Below are 13,860 nucleotides of genomic sequence, written 5' to 3' on the forward strand. Positions count from 1 at the left end.
GACAAAAAGGGCGTCTCAGCGCTGCGAGGACAATCCGAACGCCTCTGCCAGCAGTTCGTAGGAGCGCCGCCGCGCCGCGTAGCTGCCGGCTACGGTCAGCACGATCAGCTCGTCGGCCCGGAAACGCTCTTCGAGCGCACGCAGCCGTTCGGTCACCGTTTCGGGCGTGCCGACGATGCTGCGCGGCTTTTCGCGGTCGATCACCAGTTGCTCGCGCGGACCGTACTCCTGCGCCAGTCCCTGCTCGATGCTCGGGATCGGCGCGTTCAGCCCGTAGGCCATCTGGAGGCGGCGCAGATCGACGGCCTTTTCGAGGTCGGCGGCCTGCGCCTCGGTGTCCGCGCAGATCACGAAGACGGCGGCGGCGAGGTACGGCTTCGGCTCGTGCCCGACGACGAAGCGCTGCCGGTAGGCGTCGGCGACGAGGTGCCCGAAATGCGCGTTGATGAAATGCGCGAACGAGAAGCGGATGCCGAGCTGCGCGGCGAGCATGCCGCCGAAGTCGCTCGAACCGAGTACCCAGAGCTGCGGCCGCGTGTCGATTTGCGGCTGCAGGACGACGCCGTGCGCGAGGTGATCGGCCGGCAGCGTGCCGTCCATGAGCGCGACGAGTTCGGTCACCTGCTGGGCGAAGAGGTCGCCGCGGTTGTAGGCGCCGCCCGCGACGGCCTGCGCGGTGCGCATGTCGCCGCCGGGCGCGCGGCCAACGCCGAGGTCGACCCGGTTCGGGAACAGGGCCTCGAGCATCAGGAACTGCTCGGCGACCTTGAACGGACTGTAGTAGGGCAGCATCACGCCGCCCGAACCGATCCGGATGCGTTTCGTCACGCTGCCGATGCGAGCGAGCATCACTTCGGGACACGGGTTGGAGACGCCGAGCAGCCCGTGATGCTCGGCGCACCAGTAGCGCGTGTAGCCGAGATCGTCGGCGAGCTGGGCGAGCTCGACGGTGGCGGCAAGCGCGTCGGCCGCCGTGTGTCCGGCGATGACGGGAGACTGGTCCAGAACGGAAAGTAGCGTCATGGCGGACGGCTCCGGAAGACGGGGGCGCTACGAAAGGACGCTGGCGTCGGGCAGCCGTCGCGCGATTTCGCCGATCAGCGTGCGCGCGAGCGTCTGCTTGTCGGCGCGCGGCAGTCGCGTGTGGCGGCCCGGTTCGAACAGCACGACTTCGTTGTCGTCGAGCCCGAAGGTCTGCGGGCCCAGGTTGCCGATCAGCAGCGGCACGTTCTTGCGCGCGCGCTTTTCCTCGCCGTGCGCCTCGAGGTCGCCGCTTTCGGCCGCGAAGCCGACGCAGTAGGGCGCATGGGGCAGGGTTGCCACCGCGGCCAGAATGTCGGGATTCTCGACGAACGTGAAATGCGGCACCGAACGGCCTGCCTGCTTCTTGATCTTGTCGGCGCTCGCCTGATCGACGCGCCAGTCGGCAACGGCCGCCACGCCGATGAACACGTCGTAGTCGGGCGCCGCGCGCATGACCGCGTCGCGCATCTGCTGCGCGGTCTGCACGTCCTCGCGAAAGACGCCCCAGGGCGTCTCGAGCGCCACCGGACCGGCGACGAGATGTACGTCCGCGCCGGCCTGCCGTGCCGCGCGCGCGAGGGCGAACCCCATCTTGCCGCTCGAGCGGTTGGTGAGGCCGCGCACGGGGTCGATGGGCTCGAAGGTCGGACCGGCGGTCAGCAGGACGCGCCGGCCGGCCAGCACTTTCGGCGCGAAGAAGGCGGCGATCGCTTCGTAGACGGCCTCCGGTTCGAGCATTCGGCCGTCGCCGATTTCGCCGCAGGCCTGCGGGCCGGAGTCGGGGCCGAGCGTTTCGATACCGTCCGCGCGAAGTTGCGCGACGTTGCGCTGCGTGGCCGGGTTGCTCCACATCTGGCGGTTCATCGCCGGCACGACGAGGAGCGGGCAGTCGCGCGCGATCGCGAGCGTCGAAAGCAGGTCGTCGGCGAGGCCGTGGGCGAGTTTCGCGAGGAAATCGGTCGAAGCCGGGGCGATCACAATGGCGTCGGCATCGCGCGAGAGGTCGATGTGCGCCATGTTGTTCGGCACGCGGTCGTCCCACTGGCTCGTGTAGACGGGGCGGCCCGAGAGCGCCTGCATCGTGACGGGCGTGATGAACTGCGTGGCCGCCTCGGTCATCACGATCTGCACGGTGGCGCCGGCCTTGACGAGCAGACGCGTGAGTTCGGCGATCTTGTAGCAGGCGATGCCGCCCGTCATGCCGAGCACGAGATGCTTGCCGGCGAGCTCGGGCTGGCCTGCCTGGCCTGATGCCGGGTCCGGTACGGTGTTCAAGGCGGCTCTCCTCGTCTGTCGGCCTCTGCGGCCATGCGCGTGCGGTATGCGGGCGCGTCGTCTAGCGCGAACCGCGCACGCGCCGCAGCTCGTCGAACACGAGCAGCACGGCGCCGATCGTGATCGCGCTGTCGGCGACGTTGAACGCCGGCCAGTGCATCCGGCCCGCGTGGAAATCGAGAAAGTCGATCACGTGGCCGTACATCAGCCGGTCGAGCACGTTGCCGAGCGCGCCGCCCAGAATCAGCGCGAGCGCGGTGCAAAAGAGGCGCTGCGTGGCGTGGCGCTTGAGCAGGAAGCCGATCACGAGCGCCGCGATCACGCCGAGCGCCGTGAACGCCCAGCGCTGCCAGCCGTCGGCCGTCGCGAGGAAGCTGAACGCCGCGCCCCGGTTGTAGACGAGCACGAGGTTGAAGAACGACGTCACGACGCGGCCTTCGCCGTAGCTGAACACCTTCGCGATGGCGATTTTCGTGAGCTGGTCGCAGAGGATCACGACCAGCGCGACGCCAAGCCAGGGCACCAGCGTGCCGCCGCCCGCATGCTTCGACAGGGTTTTGGCCATTATGCCGCGCTCCTCGTTTCGCCGTTGCCGAAAAGATTGGCGAAGCAGCGACCGCACAGCGCCGGATGCTCCGCGTTCGCGCCGACGTCCTCGCGATAGTGCCAGCAGCGTTCGCACTTCAGGTACTTCGAGGCGACGACCTCGACGCCCTCGTCGGCCGCGTCGTTCACCCGGACGAGCGTGGCCGCCGAGGTGATGAGCACGAACTTCAGGTCGTCGCCGAGGCTCGCGAGCGCGTCGTGGCGCGCGCCGCTCGCGCGAATCTGCACCTCGGCCTGCAGCGACGAGCCGATCCGGCCCGCCGCGCGCGCTTCCTCGAGCGCCTTCGTCACGTCGCCGCGCACGTCGCGCAGCAGCGTCCACTTGTCGATCAGCACGTCGGCCTGCGGTACGTCCGGGAACGCGTGGAACGTTTCGGCGAAGATCGTCTCGCTCGCGGGCCGGAACACCTTCCATGCTTCTTCGGCCGTGAACGAGAGGAACGGCGCCATCACGCGCAGCAGGCTGTGCGTGATGTGGTGGAGCGCGGTCTGCGCGGCGCGACGCGCGTCCGAATCGGGCGCGCTCGTGTAGAGGCGGTCCTTCAGCACGTCGAGATAGAAGCCTCCGAGGTCTTCCGAGCAGAACGTCTGCAGCTTCGCGACCACCGGGTGGAACTCGTAGCGGTCGTAGTGCGCGAGCACCTCGCCCTGGAGCCGGGCGGTGAGCGCCACGGCGTAGCGGTCGATGTCGAGCCACGCCGACACGGGCCGCGCATGCTGCTCGAAGTCGAAGTCCGAGAGATTCGCGAGCAGAAAGCGCAGCGTGTTGCGGATGCGCCGGTAGCCTTCTGTCACGCGCTTGAGAATTTCCTCGGAGATCGCAAGTTCGCCCGAGTAATCGGTCGAGGCGATCCACAGGCGGATGATTTCCGCGCCGAGCCGGTTCGACACCTCCTGCGGGTCGATGCCGTTGCCGAGCGACTTGCTCATCTTGCGGCCTTCGCCGTCGACGGTGAAGCCGTGCGTGAGCAGCGCGTTGTAGGGCGGCCGGCCGTCGAGCATCGACGCCGTCAGCAGCGACGAGTGGAACCAGCCGCGGTGCTGGTCCGAGCCTTCGAGGTAGAGGTCGGCCGGGAACTGCAGCGAGTCGGCGTGCGAGCCGCGCAGCACGTGCCAGTGCGTCGTGCCGGAGTCGAACCACACGTCGAGCGTGTCGCGGTTCTTCTCGTAGAGATTCGCGTCGTCGCCGATCAGCTCGCGCGCGTCGAGCGTCTGCCACGCCTCGATGCCGTTCTTCTCGACGCGCTTCGCCACTTCTTCGAGCAACTCGAGCGTGCGCGGATGCAGCTCGCCGGTTTCCCTGTGGACGAAGAACGCCATCGGCACGCCCCATTGGCGCTGGCGCGAGAGCGTCCAGTCGGGGCGGTTCGCGATCATCGAATAGAGGCGCTGCTTGCCCCACGACGGATAGAACGCTGTCGCCTCGATGCCTTCGAGCGCGGTTTCGCGCAGCGTCCGGCCGCCGTCCTTCGGCTTCACGTCCATGCCGGCGAACCACTGCGAGGTGGCGCGGTAGATGATCGGCGTCTTGTGGCGCCAGCAGTGCATGTAGCTGTGCTCGTACTTCTCGCTGCGCAGCAGCGTGCCGGCCGCGCGCAGCGCTTCGACGACCTTCGGGTTCGCGTCCCAGATCGACAGGCCGCCGAAGAGCGCGAGCGATTCGATGTAGCGGCCGTCGCCCATCACGGGGTTGAGGATGTCGGCGTCGACGAGGCCGTGCGCCTTGCACGAGACGAAGTCCTCGACGCCGTAGGCCGGCGACGAGTGGACGATGCCGGTGCCCGTGTCGGTCGTCACGTAGTCGCCGAGATAGACGGGCGCGGTCCGCTTGTAGGCTGGGTGCGCCGAGGCGAGCGGATGGTGGAAGCGCAGGTTCGCGAGCTTTTCGCCCGGCGTGGTCGCGACGACGCGCCCTCCCTCGAGGCCGAAGTCCTTCAGGCAGGCCTCGACGCGCTCCTCGGCGAAGATGAACAGGCCGCGCGGCGTGTCGACGAGCGCGTAGACGACCTCCGGATGCACGTTGAGCGCCTGGTTGGCAGGGATGGTCCACGGCGTCGTGGTCCAGATCACGACGCCGCCTTCGCTGCCCTCGCCGTGCGGCAGCGCGGCGAGGCCGAACGCGGCGGCCGTTTCGGCCGGCTGCGCGAACGGGAAGATCACGTCGATGGTCGGATCGGTCCGGTCCTTGTACTCGACTTCGGCCTCGGCGAGCGCCGAGCCGCAGTCGAAGCACCAGTTCACGGGCTTGAGGCCGCGAAACACGTAGCCCTTCTCCATGATCTTCGCGAGCGCGCGGATTTCGTTCGCCTCGTTCACGAAGTCCATCGTCCGGTACGGGTTGTCCCAGTCGCCGAGCACGCCGAGGCGCCGGAAGCCCACCTTCTGCTTCTCGATCTGGCCGGCCGCGTACTCGCGCGCCTTCTTCATGACTTCAGGGGCCGGCAGCGACTTGCCGTACTGCTTTTCGATCTGGATTTCGATCGGCATGCCGTGGCAGTCCCAGCCCGGCACGTAGACCGCGTCGAAGCCCGCCAGGTTGCGGGCCTTGACGATCATGTCCTTCAGGATCTTGTTGACCGCGTGGCCGAGGTGGATGTCGCCGTTCGCGTAGGGCGGGCCGTCGTGCAGGATGAACTTCGGCCGGCCCTTGCTGGCCGCGCGGATCTTCTCGTAGACCTGCTCGTCCTGCCATTGCCTGACCCATTGCGGTTCGCGTTTGGGCAGGTCGCCGCGCATCGGGAACGGCGTGTCGAGCAGGTTGACGGGGTACCTGGCTTCGGTTTTCGGACTGGCTTTCTTGTCGCTCATGATGAGATCGTGGTGAATTCGGAATATGCGCGGCATCGGGGGCGGCCGGCGGGCCGTCCTTGCGCCGCTTCGGGCGCCGGCTGGCCGGCGCGAAGCGGGCGGCCTCCCGCGCGGCGAGGGCGGGAGGCCGCGGCGCTCATCTAATTCGGTCCGTGGCCGAGGTCGCGAAGCCCGTGGAGCGGCTGCCGGCCACCGGTTGGGCGTCGGTCGTTGCGCCGGCTCCGGCCGCCGCGAACCAGGCCCGCGCATGCTCGACGTCCCGCGCGATGGCGGCGGTCAGCGTGTCGAGGTCGACGAATTTTTCCTCGTCGCGCAGCTTCTTCAGGAATTCGACGCGCACGAGCCGGCCGTAGGCATCGCCGCGCCAGTCGAGCAGGTGCACTTCGAGCAGCACGCGACCCGAATCGTCGACGGTCGGGCGCAGGCCGAGGCTCGCCACGCCCGCGAGCGGCTCGTCGGCGAGGCCGTGCACGCGCACGACGAAGATGCCCGAGAGCGCCGGCCGGTGGTGCGCGACCGCCAGATTCAGGGTCGGAAAGCCGAGATTGCGTCCGAGCTTCATGCCGTGCACGACGTGGCCGCTGATCGCGTAGTACTGGCCGAGTGCTGCGGCGGCGGCATCGAGGTCGCCGGCCGCGAGCGCCGCGCGCACGCCGGAGCTCGAGATGCGCACGCCCGTCGGATCGGCGACGGTGGCCATCTGCTCGACCTCGAAGCCGTGCCGCTCGCCCGCCGCCTGCAGCGAGGCGAAGTCGCCGGCCCGCTTCGAGCCGTAGCGGAAATCGTCGCCGATCATCATCCAGCGCGCGTGCAGCCCGCCGACGATGATCTTCTCGACGAACGCGTCGGGCGACTGGCTCGCGAACCGCTGGTTGAAATGCTCGACGACGACGCGGTCGACGCCGTTGAGCCTGAGCGCCTCGAGCTTGTCGCGCAGCATCGCGATGCGCGGCGGCGCGCCGGCCGGATCGAAGAATTCCCGCGGGTGGGGTTCGAAAGTCATCACGCAGACCGGCAGGCCGCGCGCGTCGGCGGCCGCGCGCACGCGCGCGAGCAACGCCTGATGTCCGCGGTGGACACCATCGAAGTTGCCGATGGTCAGCGCGCAGGGCGCGCGGCTCTCGGCATTGGGAAGACCGCGGAAGACTCTCACGATAGCGGGGATCTGGTAGCGCAGACCAGGTAGCGCGGCAGCAAGGCCGCAACGAAACAGGAGATTATAAACGCAGAGTGCAGGCCCCGCCGCCGCCCGGGCGTTCCGGCGGGTTCCCGATGATAAAATCCGCAGATGAAAAATCTCGTCATCCTGATTTCGGGGCGGGGCAGCAACATGGAGGCCATCGTGCGCGCCTGCGCGCGCGAGGCCTGGCCGGCGCGCGTCGCCGCCGTGATTGCGAGCCGTCCCGACGCCGAGGGCCTCGCGGCCGCGGCGTCGCACAGCATCGCCACGGCGGTTGTCGATCACCGCCAGTTTGCCGACCGCGAAGCGTTCGACGCGGCGCTCGCAGCCCGCATCGACGGTTTCTCGCCGGACCTCGTGGTGCTCGCCGGCTTCATGCGCGTGCTGACGCCCGGCTTCGTCGACCGCTACGCGGGTCGCATGCTCAACATCCATCCGTCGCTGCTGCCGAGCTTTCCGGGCCTGAACACGCATCAGCAGGCGCTCGAGGCCGGCGTGCGCCTGCACGGCGCGACCGTTCATTTCGTCACGTCCGAGCTCGATCACGGGCCGATCGTCGCCCAGGCGGCGGTGCCGGTGCGCGCCGGCGACGACGCCGCGACGCTCGCCGCGCGCGTGCTCGAAGCCGAACACGCGCTCTATCCGCGGGCGGTGCGCTGGTTCGTCGACGGGCGGCTCGTCGTCGACGGGTTGCGCGTCACGCTCGCGCCGGGCGGCGGGGCACAGGAATTTCAGGGCGGCTTCTTCGACGAAGCCGCCGGCAGGATCGCCGGGGAGGGCGCATGAGGTTGCATGGTTTTCTGATTGGCCAGACCGAGACGCTGCTGGCCGAGGTGCTTCGGTTCGACGGTCCCGCCGACGCGACGACGAGCCGGTTTTTCCGCGCGCATCCGAAGCTCGGCCACGGCGAGCGCGGCGTGATCGCCGAGGCCGTGTTCGCGGTGCTGCGCCGGCGCATGGAGTTCGCGCATCTGGCCGAAAGCGGCGTCGGCAGCCCGACGCGCCGGCTCGCGCTGCTTGGCCTCATGCAGACGGCGGGGCGCGCGGCCGTGCGGCCGTTTGTGACCGACGCGGAAGCGGGCTGGCTCGAGCACGTTTCGAAGATCGATCCGGCGAGCCTGCCCGCGCGCGTGCAGATGAACCTGCCCGAATGGATCGTGCGCGCGCTCGAGACGCGCTTCGACGCGGCCGAGCTCGTTCGCCTCGCGGCGGCGCTGAACTACCCGGCGCCGCTCGATCTGCGCGCCAACCCGCTGAAAGCGGGCCGAGAGGAACTGCTCGCGGCGCTGGCCGCGGCCGGTATCGAAGCCGGCGCCACGCCGTTCGCGCCGCTCGGCGTGCGGGTCGTCGGCAAGCCGGCGCTTTCGAAACTCGATGCGTTCACGAACGGCTGGTTCGAGGTCCAGGACGAGGGGAGCCAACTGCTGTGCTCGCTCGTCGCGCCGCGCCGCGGCGAGATGATCGTCGATTTTTGCGCGGGCGCTGGCGGCAAGACGCTCGCGCTCGGCGCGGCAATGCGCTCGACCGGCCGGCTCTACGCGTTCGACGTCTCGGAGAAAAGGCTCGCGAAGCTCAAGCCGCGGCTCGCGCGCAGCGGACTGTCGAACGTGAATCCGGTGCTGATCGACAGCGAGCACGACGCGAAGATCAAGCGGCTGGCCGGCAAGATCGACCGCGTGCTCGTGGACGCGCCCTGCAGCGGCCTCGGCACGTTGCGCCGCAACCCCGACCTGAAGTGGCGGCAGACGCCCGAATCGGTCGCGGAGCTCGCGCCGAAGCAGGCGTCGATTCTGGCGAGCGCCGCGCGGCTCGTGAAGCCGGGCGGCCGGCTCGTCTACGCGACCTGCAGCATTCTTGCTGCCGAGAACGAAGCCGTGGTCGAGCAGTTCCTGGCCGCGCATCCCGACTTCGCGACCGTGAGCGCGCGCGAGGTGCTGGCCGCCCAGCGCATCGACCTCGACACGGGCGATTACCTGTCGTTGTGGCCGCATCGCCATGCGACCGACGGGTTCTTCGCCGCCGTGCTGGAGCGGCGCGGCACGCCATGACCTTCGCCATGGAACAGCGCCTGCTCGCCCGCATCCTCGATTCCGCCGTCGCGCACGACTTCGGGCGGCCTGTCATGCTCTGGCAGATCGTGGTGCTGGTCGGCACGCTGGCGCTTGCCTGGCTCGTCGCGCGCGTCGTGCGGCGCACGCTCGACCTGCGCCGGCAGACCCGCTACGAGGCCCTGCGCTTCGGCGCGGAAAGCCTGAACAAGGCGTTCTTTCCGCTCGTGGGCGGCGTGTTCGTCTGGATCGCAAGGACGATCGCGCGCAATTTCATGCACACGAGCCTGCTCGACCTCGCGCTCGTGCCGCTTTTCGGCATCGGTCTCATCTATATAGTGTTCTTCTTCGCGCGCCGCGTGTTCGGCCGCAACGGCGAGACGCATGCCTGGCTCGCCCTCGTCGAGAAACTCGTGTCGCTCATGGTCTGGGCCGGCATGGTGATGACGGTGCTCGGCATCCAGGACGAGGTGCTTGGCTGGATGGACAGCGTGCGCTTCCGGATCGGCACGGCGCACGTCACGCTGCTCTCGCTCTCGAACGGCCTGCTGTGGGTTTGCGTGACGATGGTCGTCGCGGTCTGGGCGGGCGCCGTGCTGGAGGACCGGCTGACTCGCGCCACCACGATCGACGCCAATCTGCGCGTCGTCCTCGCGCGCGTCGGGCGGGCGCTGCTGGTGCTCGCGGCCGTGCTCTTCAGCCTCTCGCTCGTCGGCATCGACGTGACCGTGCTCGGCGTGTTCGGCGGCGCGCTCGGCGTGGGGCTCGGCTTCGGGCTGCAGAAGATTGCGAGCAACTACGTCTCGGGCTTCATCATCCTGATCGACCGTTCGCTGCGCCTCGGCGACACGATCAACGTGGGCGGCCAGGCCGGCATGGTCACGCAGATCCGCACCCGCTACACGGTCGTGCGCGGCCTCGACGGCATCGAGACGCTGATTCCGAACGAGAAGCTCATCACCGACGTCGTGCAGAACCAGTCGTCGTACCTCACGCACGGCTACGTGAAGCTGCCGGTGCAGGTCGCTTACGCGTCGGACATCGAATTCGCGATGTCGCTGCTCGCGAAGGCGACGGAAGGTATCGAGCGGGTGCTGGCCGATCCGGCCCCGACACCCTATCTCGCGAGCTTCGGCGCCGACGGCATCAACCTGGAACTGGCCTTCTGGGTAGCCGACGCGGCGACCGGCACCTCGTCGGTGCGCTCGGCCGTCAATCTGAACATCTGGCGGCTTTTCGGCGAGAATGGCATATCGATTCCGTTTTCCCAGCGCGAGGTCCGGATCATCGGCGGCGACCCCGTGCCGCAGTCGGCGCTTGCGCCGGGCAGCGTGGCGGCGGACGCCCGTCCCACGGCCGGCGCCGGGGAGGCCGCCGGTCGCCCGCTGGAGGCGGGGAATGGCGCCCGGTAACGGAGTGCAAAAATATTCGTTTTTGTTACAAACACCTGGAACGGTTCGAGTAGAATGCCGTCCAAACTCGTCGCTTGCTTTCACTTCGGTAACGCCGGTTGTGGCGTTTTTCGCGGCCGGCGCCGACCGTACTCGATTCTCAGGTAAATGATCTTGCTGAATTCCCTCCTGGATTTTCTGGCCCATGGGCTACTGCGCTGGTCGTGGTGGCAGATCGTGCTGTTTACGGCGGTCGCGACGCACATCACGATCATCGGCGTGACGGTCTATCTGCATCGCTGCCAGGCGCACCGCGCGCTCGACCTGCACCCTGCCGCGAGCCATTTCTTCCGCTTCTGGCTCTGGATGACGACCGGCATGCTGACGGGCCAGTGGGCGGCCATCCACCGCAAGCACCACGCGAAGTGCGAGACCGAGGACGATCCGCACAGCCCGCAGACGCGCGGCATCTGGAAGGTGCTGCTCGAAGGCGCCGAGCTCTATCGCACCGAGGCGAAGAACGAGGAAACGCTGCGCCGCTTCAGCCACGGCACGCCGAACGACTGGATCGAGCGCAACGTCTACACGAAGTATCCGATCCTCGGCGTGAGCCTGATGATGGTGATGGACGTGGGGCTGTTCGGCATCGTCGGCCTCAGCGTGTGGGCCGTGCAGATGATGTGGATTCCGTTCTGGGCCGCCGGCGTCGTGAACGGCCTCGGGCACTTCTGGGGTTATCGCAACTTCAATTCGGCCGACGCGAGCACGAACCTGTTCCCGCTCGGCATCCTGATCGGCGGCGAGGAGCTTCACAACAACCATCACACGTTCGCGACTTCGGCGAAGCTGTCGAACAAGTGGTTCGAATTCGACATCGGCTGGCTTTACATCCGCCTGATGTCGGCCTGCCGGCTCGCGACGGTGAAGAAGGTCGCGCCCACGCCGCGGTTGACGGCGGGCAAGCCGGTGCCGGACCAGGAAACGCTGCAGGCCGTGCTGTCCAACCGCTACGAGGTGATGGCGCGGTACGCGAAGGCGGTCAAGCGCGCCTATCGCCAGGAGCTTGCGCATCTGAAGGAAGTGGGCGCGCGCGAGAAATATCTGTTGATGCGCAATGCGCGCAAGTGGTTCGACAAGGAGGAAGCGAGCCTCGACGAACCGCAGAAACGCCAGTTGCCGCAGATTTTCGCCCAGAGCCAGAAGCTGCGCACCTTCATCGAACTGCGCAACGAGCTGACGGCGATCTGGGAGCGCTCGAGCGCGTCGCGCGAGCAACTGCTCGCGCAATTGCAGGAGTGGTGCCACCGCGCGGAGCAAAGCGGTATCAAGGCCCTCCAGGAGTTCGCGATGCGCTTGCGGCGCTATGCATGAGTGCCGATAAAATCCATTAGAATTTGAAGTACGTCACAAAACCCCGCGTTGGCGGGGTTTTGCTTTTTAGGGCCCGCGAAAAGACGGTTCGTGCTTTTCGCGGCGCAGGCAGGGCAGAGGAGATCATGAGCCAGGTGATCAGGAAGGTCGAATACGATCGACCGCAAGGCACGACTTGCAGCGTCGGGCAGGCGTGGGCACGAGTACCGGATGCGCCGGGGGCCGAAGAACGCGCGGCGCTGAAGGCGCGCATCCGGGCACTGCTGGCGCGCGAGCGGGCCGTGCTCGTCGCGCATTACTACGTCGATCCGGAATTGCAGGAACTGGCCGACGAGACCGGCGGCTGCGTGGCCGATTCGCTCGAAATGGCGCGTTTCGGCCGCGATCACGAGGCGCAGACGCTCGTCGTGGCCGGCGTGCGCTTCATGGGCGAGACGGCGAAGATTCTGAGTCCCGGCAAGCGCATCCTGATGCCGGACCTCGACGCGACCTGCTCGCTCGATCTCGGCTGCCCGGCCGACGAGTTCTCGGCGTTCTGCGACGCGCATCCCGATCGCACCGTGGTCGTCTACGCGAACACGAGCGCAGCGGTCAAGGCGCGCGCGGACTGGATGGTGACCTCGTCGATCGGGCTCGAGATCGTGGCCGATCTGCACGCGCGCGGCGAAAAGATTCTCTGGGCGCCGGACCGGCATCTGGGCAGCTACATCCAGAAGAAGACGGGCGCGGACATGCTGCTGTGGCAGGGTTCGTGCCTCGTGCACGACGAGTTCAAGGGTATCGAACTCGATCTGTTGCGGGCCGAGCGTCCCGACGCGAAGGTGCTCGTGCATCCGGAGTCGCCGGCGAGCGTCGTGGCGCTGGCCGACGTGGTCGGCTCGACGACGCAATTGATCGACGCGGCCGTGCGTCTCGACGCGACGCATTTCATCGTCGCGACCGATCTCGGCATTCTCCACAAGATGCGGCTCGCCGCGCCCGGCAAGACCTTCATCGAGGCGCCGACGGCCGGCAACAGCGCGACCTGCAAGAGCTGCGCGCATTGCCCGTGGATGGCCATGAACGGTCTCGCGAATCTGGCCGACGTGCTCGAACGCGGACACAACGAGATTTTCGTCGACCCTGCGCTCGGCGAGCGGGCGCGTCGGCCGATCGACCGCATGCTGGCGTTCGCCGCCGAGCACAAGCGGCGCGTGCGTGCGAGCGGTGATCTCGCGCGCGACTCGGGGCTGTTCTCCAACGTGGGAGCGGCGTAATGGGCGCACAGGAGTGGGTGGGACCGGAGGCCGCGTCGCCGCTGCTCGGGCAGATCCGTGCCGAATATGGCGCGGCGTTCGATGCGGCGCTCGCGCGCAACGTCGCCGACGCGCTGGCCGAGGACATCGGCCCGGGCGACCAGACGGGGCGTCTCGTGCCGGACGGCGACGTGCGCGATGCGCGCATCATCGTGCGCGAGAGCGCCGTGCTCTGCGGCGTGCCATGGTTCAACGAAGTGATGCGCCAGGTCGATCCGCGCATCGAGGTGCGCTGGCACTATCGGGAAGGCGACCGGATGACGGCGGATTCCGCCGTCTGCGCGATGCGCGGTCCCGTCCGCGCGCTGCTTTCGGCCGAGCGCAACGCGCTTAACTTTCTGCAACTGCTCTCGGGCGTGGCCGGGGCCACGCGGCGCTATGTCGACGCGATCGCGCACACGCGCGCGCGCATTCTCGACACGCGCAAGACGCTGCCGGGGCTGCGGCTCGCGCAGAAATACGCCGTGCGCGTGGGTGGCGGCGCGAATCAGCGGCTCGCGCTCTACGACGGCATCCTCATCAAGGAGAATCACATCGCGGCCGCCGGCGGCGTGGGGCAGGCGATGGATGCGGCGCTGGCGCTGAGCGCGAACGTGTCGATCCAGATCGAGGTGGAAACGCTCGCGCAACTCGATACCGCGCTGGCGCACGGCTCGACTTCGGTGCTGCTCGACAATTTCACGTTCGACGCGATGCGCGACGCGGTCAGCCTGACGGCCGGCCGGGCGGTGCTCGAAGTGTCGGGCGGCGTGAACTTCGACACAGTGCGCACGATTGCGGAGACGGGCGTCGACCGCATTTCGATCGGCGCGCTGACGAAGGACGTGCGCGCGACCGATTATTCGATGCGCCTCGTCTGACGG

General features: G+C 68.1%; 11 protein-coding genes. 6 read left to right on the forward strand and 5 right to left on the reverse strand.

Features of this window, described 5'->3' with window-relative positions; genetic code table 11:
• Positions 1–15 precede the first annotated feature (15 nt).
• From CY652_RS16775 to CY652_RS16795, 5 genes are all read right to left on the reverse strand, one after another.
• On the reverse strand, positions 16–1,023 hold the full coding sequence (locus CY652_RS16775) for an LLM class flavin-dependent oxidoreductase (protein WP_102131845.1): 1,008 nt from the start codon (positions 1,021–1,023) through the stop codon (positions 16–18).
• 27 nt (positions 1,024–1,050) lie between these two features.
• On the reverse strand, positions 1,051–2,298 hold the full coding sequence (coaBC, locus tag CY652_RS16780) for a bifunctional phosphopantothenoylcysteine decarboxylase/phosphopantothenate--cysteine ligase CoaBC (protein WP_258002344.1): 1,248 nt from the start codon (positions 2,296–2,298) through the stop codon (positions 1,051–1,053).
• Positions 2,299–2,359: 61 nt separating this feature from the next.
• Positions 2,360–2,863: a signal peptidase II gene (gene lspA / locus CY652_RS16785; protein WP_102131846.1), complete on the reverse strand. Its 504-nt coding sequence runs from the start codon at positions 2,861–2,863 to the stop codon at positions 2,360–2,362.
• Positions 2,863–5,712, reverse strand: a complete 2,850-nt coding sequence (ileS, locus tag CY652_RS16790; RefSeq protein WP_102131847.1) for an isoleucine--tRNA ligase — start codon at positions 5,710–5,712, stop codon at positions 2,863–2,865. Before ileS ends, lspA begins: the two co-directional genes overlap by 1 nt.
• Positions 5,713–5,848: 136 nt before the next feature.
• Positions 5,849–6,865: a bifunctional riboflavin kinase/FAD synthetase gene (locus CY652_RS16795; protein WP_102131848.1), complete on the reverse strand. Its 1,017-nt coding sequence runs from the start codon at positions 6,863–6,865 to the stop codon at positions 5,849–5,851.
• A 135-nt stretch (positions 6,866–7,000) separates the two neighbouring features.
• Here CY652_RS16795 and purN point away from each other — a divergent pair, with 135 nt between their 5' ends.
• From purN to nadC, 6 genes are all read left to right on the forward strand, one after another.
• Positions 7,001–7,678 carry a phosphoribosylglycinamide formyltransferase gene (gene purN / locus CY652_RS16800; RefSeq protein WP_102131849.1) on the forward strand — a complete coding sequence of 226 codons (678 nt, stop codon included), beginning with the start codon at positions 7,001–7,003 and terminating at the stop codon, positions 7,676–7,678.
• Positions 7,675–8,940: an RsmB/NOP family class I SAM-dependent RNA methyltransferase gene (locus CY652_RS16805; RefSeq protein ID WP_102131850.1), complete on the forward strand. Its 1,266-nt coding sequence runs from the start codon at positions 7,675–7,677 to the stop codon at positions 8,938–8,940. Before purN ends, CY652_RS16805 begins: the two co-directional genes overlap by 4 nt.
• 8 nt (positions 8,941–8,948) lie before the next feature.
• Positions 8,949–10,352, forward strand: a complete 1,404-nt coding sequence (locus tag CY652_RS16810; protein WP_102131934.1) for a mechanosensitive ion channel family protein — start codon at positions 8,949–8,951, stop codon at positions 10,350–10,352.
• Positions 10,353–10,505: 153 nt separating this feature from the next.
• Positions 10,506–11,702 (forward strand): DesA family fatty acid desaturase, encoded by a 1,197-nt coding sequence (locus CY652_RS16815; RefSeq protein ID WP_102131935.1) that lies wholly within the window; start codon positions 10,506–10,508, stop codon positions 11,700–11,702.
• Positions 11,703–11,827: 125 nt separating this feature from the next.
• On the forward strand, positions 11,828–12,958 hold the full coding sequence (nadA, locus tag CY652_RS16820) for a quinolinate synthase NadA (protein ID WP_102131851.1): 1,131 nt from the start codon (positions 11,828–11,830) through the stop codon (positions 12,956–12,958).
• Positions 12,958–13,857, forward strand: a complete 900-nt coding sequence (nadC, locus tag CY652_RS16825; RefSeq protein WP_102131852.1) for a carboxylating nicotinate-nucleotide diphosphorylase — start codon at positions 12,958–12,960, stop codon at positions 13,855–13,857. Before nadA ends, nadC begins: the two co-directional genes overlap by 1 nt.
• Positions 13,858–13,860: the final 3 nt, after the last annotated feature.

This window comes from Burkholderia sp. WAC0059, from assembly GCF_002870125.1.
GTDB lineage: Bacteria > Pseudomonadota > Gammaproteobacteria > Burkholderiales > Burkholderiaceae > Paraburkholderia.